The organism is Mesorhizobium sp. M0047 (assembly GCF_040323315.1).
Classification (GTDB): domain Bacteria; phylum Pseudomonadota; class Alphaproteobacteria; order Rhizobiales; family Rhizobiaceae; genus Mesorhizobium.
Window position 1 is genome coordinate 20,415 of record NZ_JAMYUW010000011.1, and the last position, 14,838, is coordinate 35,252.

18 protein-coding genes and 1 pseudogene are annotated in these 14,838 nt (G+C 61.6%); 14 read left to right on the forward strand and 5 right to left on the reverse strand.

Annotated features, from left to right (window positions below; translation table 11 throughout):
• Positions 1 to 47 precede the first annotated feature (47 nt).
• Positions 48 to 188 (reverse strand): entericidin A/B family lipoprotein, encoded by a 141-nt coding sequence (locus tag NKJ89_RS12785; RefSeq protein WP_023757744.1) that lies wholly within the window; start codon positions 186 to 188, stop codon positions 48 to 50.
• Positions 189 to 252: 64 nt separating this feature from the next.
• Here NKJ89_RS12785 and NKJ89_RS12790 point away from each other — a divergent pair, with 64 nt between their 5' ends.
• Complete coding sequence (locus NKJ89_RS12790; RefSeq protein ID WP_352602812.1) at positions 253 to 885, forward strand: DUF1638 domain-containing protein; 633 nt, start codon at positions 253 to 255, stop codon at positions 883 to 885.
• Between the two features lie 181 nt (positions 886 to 1,066).
• Here NKJ89_RS12790 and NKJ89_RS12795 read toward each other — a convergent pair.
• Positions 1,067 to 1,285, reverse strand: a pseudogene (locus NKJ89_RS12795) (NAD-dependent epimerase/dehydratase family protein); the annotation flags it as partial.
• A 149-nt stretch (positions 1,286 to 1,434) separates the two neighbouring features.
• Here NKJ89_RS12795 and NKJ89_RS12800 point away from each other — a divergent pair.
• The 9 genes from NKJ89_RS12800 (at position 1,435) to NKJ89_RS12840 (ending at position 9,948) form a co-directional block, all read left to right on the forward strand.
• Positions 1,435 to 2,010, forward strand: coding sequence for a DUF4893 domain-containing protein (locus NKJ89_RS12800; RefSeq protein ID WP_352602814.1), 576 nt, complete (start codon positions 1,435 to 1,437; stop codon positions 2,008 to 2,010).
• Positions 2,011 to 2,104: 94 nt separating this feature from the next.
• Positions 2,105 to 2,884, forward strand: a complete 780-nt coding sequence (locus NKJ89_RS12805) for a formyl transferase (RefSeq protein WP_352602816.1) — start codon at positions 2,105 to 2,107, stop codon at positions 2,882 to 2,884.
• A 306-nt stretch (positions 2,885 to 3,190) separates the two neighbouring features.
• Positions 3,191 to 3,493: a virulence factor gene (locus tag NKJ89_RS12810; RefSeq protein WP_023757749.1), complete on the forward strand. Its 303-nt coding sequence runs from the start codon at positions 3,191 to 3,193 to the stop codon at positions 3,491 to 3,493.
• The gene (locus NKJ89_RS12815; protein ID WP_352602818.1) at positions 3,486 to 4,097 is read left to right on the forward strand and encodes a methylenetetrahydrofolate reductase C-terminal domain-containing protein; all 612 of its coding nucleotides are present in this window, start codon (positions 3,486 to 3,488) and stop codon (positions 4,095 to 4,097) included. Before NKJ89_RS12810 ends, NKJ89_RS12815 begins: the two co-directional genes overlap by 8 nt.
• On the forward strand, positions 4,094 to 5,185 hold the full coding sequence (locus NKJ89_RS12820) for a methylenetetrahydrofolate reductase (RefSeq protein ID WP_352602820.1): 1,092 nt from the start codon (positions 4,094 to 4,096) through the stop codon (positions 5,183 to 5,185). The genes NKJ89_RS12815 and NKJ89_RS12820 overlap by 4 nt, the downstream gene beginning before the upstream one ends.
• Positions 5,186 to 5,265: 80 nt before the next feature.
• The gene (locus NKJ89_RS12825) at positions 5,266 to 6,240 is read left to right on the forward strand and encodes a methyltetrahydrofolate cobalamin methyltransferase (protein ID WP_352602822.1); all 975 of its coding nucleotides are present in this window, start codon (positions 5,266 to 5,268) and stop codon (positions 6,238 to 6,240) included.
• Positions 6,191 to 8,344 carry an ASKHA domain-containing protein gene (locus NKJ89_RS12830; protein ID WP_352602824.1) on the forward strand — a complete coding sequence of 718 codons (2,154 nt, stop codon included), beginning with the start codon at positions 6,191 to 6,193 and terminating at the stop codon, positions 8,342 to 8,344. Before NKJ89_RS12825 ends, NKJ89_RS12830 begins: the two co-directional genes overlap by 50 nt.
• Before the next feature lie 236 nt (positions 8,345 to 8,580).
• On the forward strand, positions 8,581 to 8,766 hold the full coding sequence (locus NKJ89_RS12835) for a hypothetical protein (protein ID WP_023757754.1): 186 nt from the start codon (positions 8,581 to 8,583) through the stop codon (positions 8,764 to 8,766).
• A 228-nt stretch (positions 8,767 to 8,994) separates the two neighbouring features.
• The gene (locus tag NKJ89_RS12840; RefSeq protein ID WP_023757756.1) at positions 8,995 to 9,948 is read left to right on the forward strand and encodes an alpha/beta hydrolase; all 954 of its coding nucleotides are present in this window, start codon (positions 8,995 to 8,997) and stop codon (positions 9,946 to 9,948) included.
• Between the two features lie 33 nt (positions 9,949 to 9,981).
• On the opposite strand, the gene NKJ89_RS12845 is transcribed toward NKJ89_RS12840, so the two are convergent.
• Positions 9,982 to 10,881, reverse strand: coding sequence for a LysR substrate-binding domain-containing protein (locus tag NKJ89_RS12845; protein ID WP_023757757.1), 900 nt, complete (start codon positions 10,879 to 10,881; stop codon positions 9,982 to 9,984).
• A 219-nt stretch (positions 10,882 to 11,100) separates the two neighbouring features.
• Between NKJ89_RS12845 and NKJ89_RS12850 the strand changes: the two genes are divergently transcribed.
• The 4 genes from NKJ89_RS12850 to NKJ89_RS12865 all read left to right on the forward strand — a co-directional run bounded on the left by NKJ89_RS12850 (position 11,101) and on the right by NKJ89_RS12865 (position 13,227).
• Entirely contained in the window at positions 11,101 to 11,286 is a 186-nt protein-coding gene (locus NKJ89_RS12850) for a hypothetical protein (protein WP_023757759.1), read from the forward strand.
• 339 nt (positions 11,287 to 11,625) lie between these two features.
• On the forward strand, positions 11,626 to 11,760 hold the full coding sequence (locus NKJ89_RS12855; RefSeq protein ID WP_013531161.1) for a hypothetical protein: 135 nt from the start codon (positions 11,626 to 11,628) through the stop codon (positions 11,758 to 11,760).
• A 265-nt stretch (positions 11,761 to 12,025) separates the two neighbouring features.
• On the forward strand, positions 12,026 to 13,042 hold the full coding sequence (locus NKJ89_RS12860; protein WP_352602826.1) for a GlxA family transcriptional regulator: 1,017 nt from the start codon (positions 12,026 to 12,028) through the stop codon (positions 13,040 to 13,042).
• Entirely contained in the window at positions 12,970 to 13,227 is a 258-nt protein-coding gene (locus NKJ89_RS12865) for a type II toxin -antitoxin system TacA 1-like antitoxin (RefSeq protein ID WP_352602828.1), read from the forward strand. Before NKJ89_RS12860 ends, NKJ89_RS12865 begins: the two co-directional genes overlap by 73 nt.
• A gap of 10 nt (positions 13,228 to 13,237) precedes the next feature.
• On the opposite strand, the gene NKJ89_RS12870 is transcribed toward NKJ89_RS12865, so the two are convergent.
• Positions 13,238 to 14,020, reverse strand: coding sequence for an ABC transporter ATP-binding protein (locus tag NKJ89_RS12870; RefSeq protein WP_352602830.1), 783 nt, complete (start codon positions 14,018 to 14,020; stop codon positions 13,238 to 13,240).
• The gene (locus NKJ89_RS12875; protein WP_352602832.1) at positions 14,017 to 14,790 is read right to left on the reverse strand and encodes an ABC transporter permease; all 774 of its coding nucleotides are present in this window, start codon (positions 14,788 to 14,790) and stop codon (positions 14,017 to 14,019) included. The genes NKJ89_RS12870 and NKJ89_RS12875 overlap by 4 nt, the downstream gene beginning before the upstream one ends.
• Between the last annotated feature and the right edge of the window lie 48 nt (positions 14,791 to 14,838).

Here is a 14,838-nt window from a genome sequence, read left to right on the forward strand (position 1 = left end):
CAGCGCGGCTTTTTTGTCCCCAGATGATGAGGAAGTCTGCGCGTGGATCAAGGCTTGGTGACGGTGTCCTCGACTGCCTTGGCCGTCGACTTGACGTCCTTGCCGACGCCGCGGACAGTGTTCGCGCAAGCCGTAAGGGCCAGCGCGCAGGCCAATATGGCAATCGGCGCGATGCGTAGCAGTTTCATGAACGGTGTCTCCCTCAATAGATAAATCAGCGCCACAGCAACGAAAGCCGACCCGACTGGTCCCATGGCCAAGACGCAAATAACGAAACCGAATCAAGACGACAGGCTGCTCGTTATCGCCTGTGGGATGATTGCGCGCGAGGTTCTGGCCGTCAAGGAGCAGCTCAAGCTCGATCATCTCGACCTGACTTGCCTGCCGGCGGAGTTCCATTTCTATCCGGACCGCATAGCGCCGGCCATGGACAATGCGATCGAAAAGGCCAGGGCGGACGGCTATCAGCACATCTTCGTTGGCTATGCCGATTGCGGCACGGGCGGCATGCTCGACCGCGTCTGCGAGAAGCATGGCGTCGAGCGCATGGCAGGGCCGCACTGCTTCGCCTTCTACCAAGGCATGGACGCCTATGCGAAGGTCGCCGACGACGACATGATGTCGTTCTACATGACCGACTTCCTGTGCCGTCAGTTCGACGCCTTCTTCATGAAGCCGCTCGGCCTCGACAAGCACCCGGAGCTGATCAAGGATTATTTCGGCAATTACGAGAAGCTGATCTATCTCGCCCAGACCGATGATCCGGAGCTCGACAAGGTAGCCGAAAAGGCTGCGAAAATGCTCCGTCTGGTCTATGAGCGCCGCGCCACCGGCTATGGCGATCTGACGGCCGGAGTGGCGCAGGCCGCTGCCGGCACCGGCTAGGCCGCCCCGCGCGGCGCCGTAGACCCGGTCGATCGAGGAAAATATCGTCCAGCCCTTTCGCGCGTAGGGGCCCGGAAAATCCGGGAAATTGCGCACTACGACCGACGGAGCATCGGCGATCAGAGCGCTGCTCGCCGGCCGCCACCGCCGCATCGAGCAGGTTGAGCGTGCCTTGCACATTCGTGGCGACGAAATCGCTGTTTGCGCGGCTCTCTATGTTGGGCTTGTGCAGCGCGCCGCTGTGAATGATCGCGTCGATCTGGTTTTCCCTGACCGTCCGCATGACAAGGTTGCGATCAGCGATCGAGCCGACAAGGCGCGTCTCCGCCGATGGCGCAGGATCGAGCCCGGTGACGTCATGCCCAATCGCGCGCAGGCGCGGTGCCAGGTGCGCTGCCAACTAACCCCGACGACCCCGTGAGCAAGATTCGCATTCGTCACACCATGATTTTTGACCGTGACGCTGTTAAGCACGGATGACAGGCGCCAGCGACCCGATAGATTATGCACCAGCCGGCACTGCGCCAGACTTCAACCGGGAGGCTTCCTATGACACTTCGCCCGCTGTTCGCCCTTGTCGGCCTGCTCTGCTGCACTCTTCCTGCCTTTGCCGACGGCGAGGTGCAGAAACTCATCACTGCCGCCGACAAGGCGCGGCTCGACAAATATGGCGAGACGCGCAAGGCAGCGCTCGCCGAGGCGAAAGCGGGTGATCCGGCCGAAGTCAGGCAGCTCGACACCTTGCTGGCGAAGCCGCTGGTTTCCTTCTCCGACAACGGCCTGACCGGCAACTGGCAGTGCCGCACGATCAAGGCCGGCGGCCCTTTGCCGCTCGTCATCTATGGCTGGTTCAAATGTAAGGTGACCGACGACGGTTCCGGCTGGCAGCTGGAAAAGATCAGCGGCTCGCAGCGCACCAAGGGCCGTTTCTTCGACGATGGCGAAAAACGTGCGATCTATCTCGGCTCCTTCTATGTCAACAGCGATCCGGCAAAGCCCTATGGCAGTGGTCCGCAGACCGACCAGGTCGGCTATGCCTTTCGCAACAGCGCCAAGGAATGGCGCATCGAATTTCCGGCGCCCTACTATGAATCGAAGCTCGACATCATCGAGTTCCAGCGCTGACCATGTATCGAAGAGCTGATCACCAAGGATTAACCCGAACGCCCTAGCATCCCGCCCATTGTCGAGAACGGGTTGCTTGGAGGGGGCAAGATCCATGGCAGCATCAGAATCCAGTACGCGGATCGTGGTCGTCACCGGAGGAGGCCAGCATGTCTGGGCTATCGTCAACGCGATCACCGACCGCGTCGGCCCTGTCAGCGTCGTCCTCGAAACGCCTGAATCCAAAAAGCAATTGCTTTGTGGTCGGGCTCGCCGTCAGGGTTGGATCTCCGCCGTCGGCCAACTTGGCACGATGGTGCTCAGCAGACTCGGCAAACGGCTTCTAGCCAGCCATGCCGCCCGGCTGATTGCCGAAGAAAAGCTGGAGGTCGAGCCGCGGCGAGGCCAGGAAACCATCCATGTTGCTTCGGCCAACGGGCCAGAGTGCCTCGAGGCGATCAAGAAGCTCCAGCCCGGAGTTGTCCTGCTTAACGGCTGCAGGCTGTTATCGAAGGGCATGTTGGCCAGGATGCCTTGCCCGGTGCTCAACTATCACGCTGGCATTACGCCGAAATACCGCGGCATGAACGGCGGCTATTGGGCACTGACTTCAGGCGATCCGCAGAATTTCGGTACCACCGTGCATCTGGTCGATGCCGGCGTCGACACTGGCGGCGTGCTGAAACAGGTGCACGGTCAGCCGAAACGCGGCGACACCATCTCCAGTTACGCGCTTCGTCAGGCCGCGTTCTCGCGCGACATCTGCGTCGAGGCTATCAGCGACGCGCTGGCCGGAAAACTCACCACCATCGACCCGGGCCTGCCGTCGCAACAATGGTATCATCCAACGATCTGGTTCTACCTCTGGACTGGCCTGAGAACGGGCATCTGGTAGCGCGTTCTTCTCCCGGATCCGCATGCCGCGCGCCGGCATTTCCAACGCGTCTAATCTGCCGCCGGCACGCGCCACAGACGAATAAACACACCTTTCATTTTACGACATCCAAATGCGTCGCTTTTGAATGCGCGCGCGTCGTCCCATAACAAGCGACCCAACTGCGGTTGCGGCAATGCTCGGATATTGCATCGGCCCCGAAAATAGGAATCGATCTTCGGAAAGCCTGATGCAGCAAATTGAAGTGGTAGAGCGTCCTTGTGTGCGTCCAAGCGGACGGGAGGCGTTCTACGGGAGCGAGAATTCATGGCCGATCTGATCGTCGTCTACTGGCGCGACATTCCTGCCCAGGTGATCGTCAAGAAGGGTCGGCAGAACGCCAAGCGCGAACTGCCGCTGCGCTTCACCGAGGCGATCGACATGTGCGCTATGCGCACCGGCGCCGGTGGCACTGACGACTATCTGGCCGAATGGCGCAAGGCCGATCCCGTTCCGGTCAGCGATGACCTTGAAGCCGAAGTCGAGAAGGCCTTCAACGATATCGACACGAAATATGACCGCGAGCGGCTTGTCGGTCTGGTCAAGGCGGGCGGCAAGGAAAATGTCTGAAACCACCCCGGCGATTACCCAGGCCACTTTGGTCAAGAAGGCAGCGCCAAAATCCGACTACAAGCCGGCTGACGTGTCGCCGCAGCGGCGCGTGCAGCGTTCCTTCGCGGTCAGATTATGGTCTGTGCGGCACTCGCGATTGCTTGAATGGTTCTACGCCAAATTCGCCGACATGTTCCTGACGCTCCATCCCCTGTGGAAAGGCATCGGCTACGGCCGCGTCGAAGGGCCGATCAAATTCGTCGAGAAGCGCGTCAAGGGCTTCATGTTCGACTGCCGCATGTGCGGCCAGTGCATTTTGTCGTCGACCGGCATGTCGTGCCCAATGAACTGCCCCAAGCAGCTGCGCAACGGCCCTTGCGGCGGCGTCCGCGCCAACGGCAATTGCGAGGTCGAGCCCGATATGCCCTGCGTCTGGGTCAAGGCCTGGGAAGGCTCGCAGAACATGGTTCACGGCGACAGGATCCTGACGGTACAGAAGCCGGTCGACCAGTCTCTGCGTGAGACCTCGGCGTGGCTGCGGGTGACCGCGCAGGCCGCCGCCGCGCGCGAAGCCGCCGCTGCCGCCAAGAATGAGGCGGCAAACACCGGGGCATCGGCATGATCGGACGCCAGCGCGACGAGAACCCGGCCGGCATCCACCTGCCGCTCGATCCCCTGCCCGGCCATACCTCGCGAGGCCGGCTGGAGCGCGTGCTTCGGCGCGGCGAGTTCGCGGTGACGACAGAGCTCAATCCGCCCGACAGCGCCGATCCCGAAGACGTCTATAACCGCGCCAAGATCTTCGATGGCTGGGTCGATGCCATCAATGCCGTCGATGCATCCGGCGCCAACTGCCACATGTCGTCAGTCGGCATCTGCGCACTGCTGACCCGCATGGGCTATGCGCCGATCATGCAGATCGCCTGCCGCGACAAGAACCGCATCGCCATCCAGGGCGATGTGCTGGGCGGGGCTGCGATGGGCGTCGCCAACATGCTGTGCCTGACCGGCGACGGCGTCCAGGCCGGCGACCAGCCCGGCGCCAAACCGGTGTTCGACCTCGACTGCATGTCGCTCCTGGAAACCTGCCGCATCATGCGCGACAACGGCAAGTTCCTGTCAGGCCGCAAGCTTACGACGCCGCCCCAGCTTTTCCTCGGTGCTGCGATCAATCCTTTCGCGCCGCCGATCGACTTCCGTCCGCATCGGCTGGGCAAGAAAATCGCTGCCGGCGCGCAATTCGTGCAGAGCCAATACTGCTTCGACGTGCCCATGTTCCGCAGCTATATGCAAAAGGTGCGCGACCTCGGCTACACCGAAAAATGCTTCATTCTGGTTGGTGTCGGGCCGCTCGCCTCGGCCAAGACTGCCAAGTGGATCCGATCGAATGTGCCAGGCATCCATATTCCCGATTCGATCATCAAACGGCTGGAAGGCGCCCAGGACCAGAAGAAGGAAGGCAAGCAGCTCTGCATCGACATCATCAACGAGGTGAAGGAAATATCAGGCGTCTCCGGCGTCCATGTGATGGCCTACCGGCAGGAGGAATATGTCGCCGAGATCGTTGATGAATCGGGCGTGCTGAAGGGTCGCCAGCCGTGGAAACGCGAAATCCGTCGCGACGACCAGCTTGTCGCCGACCGGCTCGACAGCATCTTGCACGACGACATTACCGAAACGCAGGTGGACATGGTGAAGACCGCGCACTGATAGCGCACCGACCACCGGCTCGCTTGAACGAAAACAGACAACGATATAAAGAAATCTTTATATCATGGCGGAGAGAATTCATGACCCGTACCATCGTCGCCTCGGCGACACGAGAAATCATCATCGGCTTCGACCAGCCGTTCTGCGTGATTGGTGAACGCATCAATCCGACCGGCCGCAAAAAGCTGGCGGCCGAGATGATCGTGGGCAATTTCGAGACCGTCATCAGGGATGCGCTCGAGCAGGCAGCCTGTGGCGCCACCATGCTCGACGTCAATGCCGGCGTAACCTCGGTCAACCCGAACGAGACCGAACCCGGCCTCTTGGTGCAGACGCTGGAAATCGTCCAGGGACTGGTCGACTTGCCGCTGTCGATCGACAGCTCGGTGTCCGCCGCGATCGAAGCTGCGCTCAAGGTCGCCAAGGGCCGGCCGCTGGTCAACTCCGTCACCGGCGAGGAAGAAAAGCTCGAAGCCATCCTGCCGCTGGTCAAGAAATACAATGTGCCCGTCGTCGCCATCTCCAACGACGAGACCGGCATTTCGATGGATCCGGATGTGCGGTTCGCCGTTGCCAAGAAGATCGTGCAGCGCTGCGCCGATTTCGGCATTCCCGCCCATGACGTCGTCGTCGATCCTCTGGTCATGCCGATCGGCGCGCTGGGCGATGCCGGCCGTCAGGTGTTCGCGCTGCTGCGCCGTCTTCGCGAGGAGCTCAAGGTCAACACCACCTGCGGCCTGTCCAACATCTCGTTCGGCCTGCCGCATCGCCACGGCATCAACGCCGCCTTCATTCCCATGGTGATCGGCGCCGGCATGACATCAGCCATCATGAACCCGGTGCGTCCGCAGGAAATGGAAGCCGTGCGCGGCGCCAATGTGCTGAACGGCACCGACGAGAACTGCACTAACTGGATCAGGACCTACAAGGACTACAAGCCGGCCGAGGGCGGCCAGGCAGTTGCCGCGCCGACGCAAGTCAACGCGCCAGGTGAAGGCGCCAACAATGGCGGCCGCCGCCGTGGCGGCCGTGAAGCTCGGATGGGTCGAGGATAAGCGCGCAATCGTGAACTCACCTGCAAACATCACCGATCCGCTCGTGCTGTTCATGCCGTCGGGCAAGCGCGGGCGGTTTCCTGTCGGGACGCCGGTGCTCGATGCCGCGCGCCAGCTCGGCGTCTACGTCGAAAGTGTGTGCGGTGGACGTGCCACCTGCGGGCGCTGCCAGATCGAGGTGCAGGAAGGCAATTTCGCCAAGCACAAGATCACCTCCTCCAACGATCACATCACGCCCAAGGGCGCCAAGGAAGAGCGCTATGAACGCGTCCGTGGCCTGCCCGAACGGCGCCGCCTCTCCTGCTCGGCGCAAATCCTCGGCGACCTCGTCATCGACGTGCCGCAGGACACAGTCATCAACGCGCAGACGATCCGCAAGGATGCCGACACCAGGGTGATCGCCCGCGATTCAGCGATCCGCATGTGCTATGTCGAGATCGAAGAACCCGACATGCATAAGCCGCTTGGCGACCTCGACCGCCTGAAGATCGCGCTGATGCACGACTGGGGCCTGAAAAGCCTCGATTTCGATTTTTATCTGCTGCCGCAGGTGCAAGGCATCCTGCGCAAGGGCAATTGGACCGCCACCGCCGCGATCTACAAGGATGCCGACAGCGAGACCGCGCGTGTCGTGGCACTTTGGCCCGGTCTTAAGAACGAGGCCTATGGGCTCGCCTGCGACATCGGCTCGACGACCATCGCCATGCATCTGGTGTCGCTGCTGTCGGGCCGCGTCGCCGCTTCGTCCGGCACCTCAAACCCGCAGATCCGCTTCGGCGAGGATCTGATGAGCCGCGTCTCCTATGTGATGATGAACCCGGACGGCCGTGAAGGCATGACGGTCGCCGTGCGCGAGGCGATCTCCAGTCTTGTCGACAAGGTCTGCGCCGAAGGCAACGTCCAGCGCAACGACATCCTGGATTCCGTCTTCGTCGGCAATCCGATCATGCACCATCTGTTCCTTGGCATTGATCCGACCGAGCTTGGCGGCGCGCCCTTCGCGCTCGCCGTTTCGGGCGCGGTGCACATCAAGTCATCGGACATCGGCCTGAAGCTCAATCCGGGCGCCCGGCTCTATATGCTGCCTTGCATCGCCGGCCATGTCGGCGCCGACGCGGCGGCGGTGACGCTGTCGGAAGGTCCGCATCGCCAGGACGAGATGATGCTGATCGTCGACGTCGGCACCAATGCCGAGATCGTGCTTGGCAACCGCACGCGCGTCGTCGCGGCCTCCTCACCCACGGGCCCAGCCTTCGAAGGTGCTGAGATCTCCGGCGGCCAGCGAGCCGCGCCCGGCGCAATCGAGCGCGTACGCATCGATCCCGACACTCTGGAACCAAAATACCGCGTCATCGGCTCGGACCTGTGGTCCGACGAGCCGGGCTTCGTCGACAGCGTCCAGGCAACCGGCGTCACCGGCATCTGCGGCTCCGGCATCATCGAGGTGGTAGCCGAGATGTATCTCGCCGGCATCATCTCGGAAGACGGCGTCATCGATGGGGGGCTTGCGGCCCGCTCGCCGCGCGTCGTCGCCAACGGCCGCACCTTCTCCTACGTGCTGAAGGAAGGCTCCGCATTGAAGGAAGATGGGCCGAAGATCACCATCACCCAGACCGACGTGCGCGCCATTCAGCTCGCCAAGGCAGCGCTTTATGCCGGCACCAAGCTGTTGATGGAAAAGCAGAACACCGAGCATGTCGACCGCATCCACTTCGCCGGTGCCTTCGGTTCCTTCATCGATCCGAAATACGCCATGGTGTTGGGTCTGATCCCGGATTGCGACCTCGACAAGGTTTCAGCGGTCGGCAACGCCGCCGGTGCCGGCGCCCGCATGGCGCTGCTCAATCGGGGCTATCGCCGCGAGATCGAGGACACGGTCAGCAAGATCGAGAAGATCGAGACGGCGCTCGAACCGAAATTCCAGGAGCATTTCGTCTACGCCATGGCGCTGCCCAACAAGGTCGATCCATTCCCGAAACTATCGGCGGCGGTGAAACTGCCGCCGCGCAAGACGGTCAGCGAGGATGGCGTTGCCGGCGATGCCGCCCCGCGCCGGCGTTCGCGCGAAGGCCACGAGGGGCGGCGGCGTGGTCGGGAGCAGTAAGGGCGCAAGAGGAAATTATTCGAGTCATCGGACGCCTCGTTTTTTCACGCGCGTTGGCGCCGGAGCACTGACTTCGGTATAATTTCATTTGCATGCAAATGTTTCCAAATCGCGACGACTTGGAAACCAAACCGCCGTTTTAGCGAAATCCGTCTGATACATGGCAGGTGCATTTACCCGAGCATCGAAAGGCGGCCGAAGATAGTCCTCGGCCCCGCTCGTCAAGGGAGATGAAAATGTCGATGTTTGGAAATCTCGGTCGCTTCGGTGTGACCATCAGGCAGACCCACGCCAGCAACAAGGCGATCCGCGCGCTGAATAGCCTGCCGGCTCATGTCCAGAAGGATATTGGTTGGCCAGCATCGCCGCCGAACGATCCTCAAGCCGCGCTTGCCTCGCTGCTTCTGGCTACATCGCGCTGATGACCTTCGCCGACAAATGTAAATTGCTCGGCGTCCGCCGCGGACCTCGCATGGCCCCGACAATCACAAGCAACCGGCTGCGTGCCGCGCTTTTGCCGCATCGCTGACCTCCGCGCGCGGATCACACCACCGTGTAGACACACAAATCTTGACATTTTCAGCGACGGCACAATCTTCAGAAATAGAGGGGTTCTCTTAGTCGGCTTTGGCCGAAGTTCGTGTATCAGCATGCCAAGTCTGAAAAGCCACGTCGTGTCCTTCGTGCTCAGGCACAGCCGCAAGAAGGCGTTTTCCAGCCCGGAGAACCTGCAGCGCTGGATCGCCGCCGCGCGCAAGACCGAGGATCACCAGCCTCCTGTCTCGCTGCGTCAGCGTCTTAACGTCGAGATGCATACGATCGATGGCTTCCCCGTCTATGAAATCGCCCCCAGGGCCGGCGAGCGCAAGCGGATACTGTATCTACACGGTGGCGCCTATGTCTTTGAAATCACGCCCTATCATTGGCACCTGATCGCCGACATGGCCGACCGGCTGGGCTACGGCATCACCGTGCCGATCTACCCCATCGCCCCCGAACACGATTTCCACGCCATGTTCGGCATGGTCGGCGACGTCTACCGCCAGGTGCTCGACGAGACGGAGGCCGAAGACATCGTCTTCATGGGCGATTCCGCCGGCGGCAACATGGCTGTGGTGCTGACCATGATGGCCGCAGAACAGCGCCTGCCGGTGCCGTCGCGCCATGTGCTGATTTCACCCGGCCTCGACGTGTCGCTTGCTAACCCCGAAGTGTTCGAGGCCGAACGCGACGACCCATGGCTGGGCATTGCGGGCGGGCGGGAGGCAATCCGCCTTTATAGTGCAGGAATAGATCCGTCAGACTGGCACATCAGCCCGCTCTATGGCGATCTGTCGGTGCTGCCGAAAACGCTGCTGTTGACCGGCTCACGCGATTTGTTGACGCCTGACAATCTGATCTTCGCGCAAAAGGCGCGTGCCGCCGGCGTCGAAGTCGATGTCGTCTACGAGGAAGGCATGTTCCACGTCTGGCCGTTGATCGACATGCCGGAATCACGCCGCGCCCGCCAGCACATCGTCGCATTTCTCAGTGAGGACCGCTTGCCGATCGGGCAAGACATGAGAACCGGCCTCGAAGCGCCCTCCGCCGCGGCGGCGGAGTAGTGCTTCTGCTTTCAGTTCGAACCTATTGGCGGATCAGAACTTGCCGGTTTCCCGGAACACTTCGAAGGTCGCGCGGATGTGGTCGGCGACTGCCTTGACCGGCGCGCTGGCGTCCGGCGCCACCACCATCGCCAGATTGTAGGTGCCGATGTCGGGCATGCCGTCCTTCGGGCAAAGCTCGACCATGTCGTTGCCGAGAAACGACTTTGGCAGCGGCGCCACGGCGAGATCGGACATGATCGCGGCACGCTGGCCGGCCGTGTGCGCGCTCATATAGGCAATGCGGTAATTGCGGCCCTCGCGGCCAAGCGCATCGAGCGCTCCCGCCCGCCAGGCGCATCCCTCTTCCCACAGCGATACCGGCAACGGCTCGCGCAGATGCGCGCAGCCGCCCTTGGCGCCGGCCCAGACGATAGGCTCGGTCAGCAGCACCTCGGCGCCGAGCGCGCTGGTCTTGTAGGAATTGGTCAGCAGTGTGATGTCGAGCGCCCGGTCGTCCATGCGCCGGCGCAGATTGCTGCTCTGGTCGATGGTGACGTCGACGGCGATCGACGGATGCGACTGCGCAAAACGCTTCAGCACATGCGGCAGCACGCGCTCGCCGTAATCATCCGGCGAACCAAGCCGCACCACGCCGACAATCTCGGGAATGATGAACTTCGACACCACCTCGCGGTTGATCGACAGCAGCCGGCGGGCATAGCCGAGCAGCATTTCGCCATCCGTGGTCAACGACACCGAGCGGGCGTCGCGCGCGAACATCGAGCGGCCAAGGATGTCCTCCAGCTTCTTGATCTGCATGGAGACGGCCGACGGCGTGCGGAAGACGGCATTGGCGGCGGTGGTGAAACTGCCGGTCTCGGCAATCGCCACGAAAGTGCGCAAAACGTCAAGATCGAGCAACGGCAGTGGATGATTGAGCGGGGCGTTCATGGGGACCGACCTTCAATTTTTCTGATACAAAACATCATTCCATTTCGTTTGATTGAACATCAGAACGGGAGGATAGTCAACTCCATCGAAGCAGGTCGCTGCCATCGGCACCATGAAATGACCTGCGAACCAGGACCTGCCTTCGACGCGAATGAAGTTGAAACGAACCCGATTTGCCAACGCGCAGTCTGGCTGCGCCAGATGCCAAAGGAGAACATAATGTCTATTCTGTCGTCCATCGGTCGTATCGCGGCCGAATTCAGCGCGGCCCGCGCCCGCTACCAGACCGAACGCGCTATCCGCTCCCTGCCGATCGAACTGCAGAAGGATATCGGCTGGCCTGAAGCCTCCGACGCCAAGACCAATGCACGCCATGGCGCCGGATCCTGGGCTGGAGCAAAGTAGATCGTGTGTAGCATTTGCTGAAGGCCTGCCGCGCGAACCAGCCCGGCAGGCCTTCCCTATTTTATTTGTGTTCAAATGAGTTTCGGAGCCATGTGGCTCGCGCATGACGCATATGAGAAAGCCGCATAGCAGCTCCTGTTTCCAATTAATTCGTTGTAAACAATCATAAATTTCGGGCACTTTGCCCAAATTTGTCGCATTGGATGTCGCTTTTCATATCAAGCGCTTCGCTTTTGCGATTTAGTTTCTGCTTACACGAGCCTATATCACCGCCAGCAAACGAGCTGCCCCACTCCATCAAGCGAAGGCGACCCGTCTGAGCAACAAATGGAGATGATTATGAAGCTTTTTGCACGCCTCTTCGCCCGCCGCGAAATGAACCTGACCACCGCTCTCGAGCGCCAGCGCCTCGCCAACACCATGCCCGGCCAGACCGGCGCCATGAATGCGGCGCGCCTGGGCTTCGTCGCCTGAAGATTAAGAGGCAGCGCATCCCTGCCGCTGCTTTAGAACTGTAACGCCGCCTGGCTCCAGCCAGAGCGGCGTTTTTGTTCTGCCGGTGGACGCACGCTGCCTGTCCTTTGAACAGCGGGTGCCACTTCCGGGGCTCGCTGCACGCAGATTGCCCATTTGCGACCCATGTCGCAAATTTAATCTTTTCCGGGCGGCGTAGCCAATTGACAGACATGGTTTTTCCTGATGTCGCTATGCTATTCGCGACATCCTGTTCGCGCCATGGATGAGTGAGGTTCACTTGAACGCCGTAAAGCATCCGATCAAGCGATCGTTTGTATTCTTCCTTGTTCCCGATTTCACCATGATCGCTTTTGCGACCGCGCTCGATCCCCTACGCTCCGCCAATCGCATGCTCGGCTACGAAGCCTACCGCTGGCGCCTGGCCAGCATTGATGGCAAGCCGGTGCGTGCCTCGAACGGGGTCGAATGCGCTGTCAACACCTCGCTGGAGGAAGAGCGCAAGAAGATGGCGGGCCCCGACCGGCCGAACATGGCCATCGTCTGCAGCGGCATCGATGTCGAGCGCTATCAGAACAAGTCAGCCTTTGCCTGGCTACGCGAGGAGTACAATCGCGGCGTCGCCGTCGGCGGTCTGTGCACCGGCGCGCATATCCTCGCGGCAGCCGGCCTGTTGTCCAACAAGCGCTGCGCCATCCATTGGGAGAACCTGCCGGGCTTTTCCGAGGCGTTCCCGAAGGCCAATGTCTTTGCCGACCTGTTCGAAATCGACCAGAACGTCTACACCTGCGCCGGCGGCACCGCGGCGCTCGACATGATGCTGAAACTTATCGGCGACGACTTTGACGAGAACCTCGTCAACCGCGTCTGCGAGCAGGTGCTGACCGATCGCGTGCGCAGCCCTACCGACCGCCAGCGTCTGCCGCTGCGCGCCCGCCTCGGCGTCCAGAACTCGAAAGTGCTGACCATCATCGAGTTGATGGAGGGTAATCTTTCCGAGCCGCTGTCGCTGATAGAGATCGCCGACCATGTCGACCTGTCGCGCCGACAGATCGAACGGCTGTTCCGCACCGAGATGGGCCGATCCCCTGCCCGCTATTATCTCGAAATCCGGCTCGACCGCGCTCGACACCTGTTGATCCAGTCGTCGCTGCCGGTGGTCGAGGTGGCGGTCGCCTGCGGCTTCGTCTCGGCCTCGCATTTCTCCAAATGCTACCGCGAACTCTACGCCCGCTCGCCGCAGCAGGAGCGCGTCGACCGCAAGCAGTTGCTGGCGGCCTGATCAGGTGTCACGTGAGTAAGAGAACGACGCGATCCGAAAAACTGGCCGACCGGCGCAGCTTTCGCCTCGACGCGAAGAAGTGGGCTGCGTTCATGGCGGCTCTGGATGCCTCGACGCGTGACCTTTCACGCCTGAAACGCCTGTTGAGCGAGCCGAGCATCTTATCCGATCGCGATCCAATGTGAGCCAGGCGAACTACACCTGCGCCGTGCGCATCGCCTCGATCCGAATATCCTCCGTCAGCCGTGCCTTCAGCGCCGAGAATTCCAGGCTGGTCTTCAGCGTGTAATGGCGCGGATGCGGCAGGTCGATGGCGACATCCGACTTGATGCGGCCAGGCCGCGCCGTCATCACGATCACCCGCGAGGCCATGAAGATCGCCTCCTCGATGTCGTGAGTGACGAACAGCACCGTCTTCTTGCGGCGTTCCCAGATGCCGAGCAGCAGCTCCTGCATCAGCCCGCGGGTCTGGTTGTCGAGCGCGCCGAACGGCTCATCCAGCAAGAGGATTTCGGGATCGTTGGCCAGCGCCCGTGCAATCGCCGTGCGCTGCTGCATGCCGCCGGAGAGCTGCTTCGGCCAATGGTTCTCGAACCCCTTCAGGCCGACAAGGTCGACATAGGAGGCGACGATCCCGTCCCGCTCCCTCTCAGGCATGCCGCGTTCGCGCAGGCCGAAGGCGATGTTTTCGGCAACCGTCAGCCAGGGAAACAGCGTGTAGGATTGGAAGACCATGCCGCGATCCGGCCCGGGCCGGGTCACCACCTTGCCGTCGAGCAGCACGCGGCCCTCGCTCGGTGCTTCGAGCCCGGCGACGATCCGCAGCAATGTCGACTTCCCGCATCCGGATGGCCCGAGGATGGTGATGAAGTCGTTGGCGGCGACCGCCACGTCGATCGGCATCAATGCCTTGACCGGCTCTCCGCCGCTCACGCCAGCAAAAGTGCGCGAGACCCCTTCGATGAGAAGCTTGCTCACGCCAGGCTCCACGGAAAGAGCCAGCGGTTGAATGCCTTGAAGGCGAAGTCGGACAACAGCCCGATCAGCCCGATGACGATGATGCCGAAGATGATCTGCCCCGTTGCCAGCCGCGACTGGCTGTTGATGATCATGTAGCCGATGCCGGAGGACGAGCCGATAAGCTCGGCGACGATGACATAGGTCCAGGCCCAACCGAGCACCAGGCGCAAGGTCTCGGCGATCTCGGGCGCATTGGCCGGCATGATCACCCGTCTGACGATGCCGTCGTTGGTGGATCCGAGCGTATAGGCCGCCTCGACGAGGTCGCGTCTCGTGCTGCCGACCTTGACCGCGATGATCAGGACGATCTGGAACACCGAGCCGACGAAGATGACGAGCAATTTTTCCAGCTCGCCAATGCCGGCCCACAGGATAAGCAGCGGAATGAAGGCCGAGGCCGGCAAGTAGCGTGCGAAGGAGACGAACGGCTCCAAAAACGCTTCCACCGGCTTCCAGGCGCCCATCGCGATGCCGAGCGGCACCGCGACAACCGACGCTAGCAGGAAGCCGCCGAAAACCCGCCAGATCGTGATCAGTATGTCGAGCCAGAAACGATCCTCGACCAGCAGCCGCCAGCCATCCCGCAGCATCGATAGCGGATCGGCAAGGAAGATGCGGTTGACGTGGCCGCCAAGCGTGATCCACGCCCAGAAGATCACGAACAGCACGAAGAAGGAAATGCCGAGCACGGTTCGGGTGCCCGGCGAGACCGGATGCAAGGGGCGCATCGTCAAATCGTCCCCATCGTCAAATCGTCACTTGTCCAGGAGAAGGCG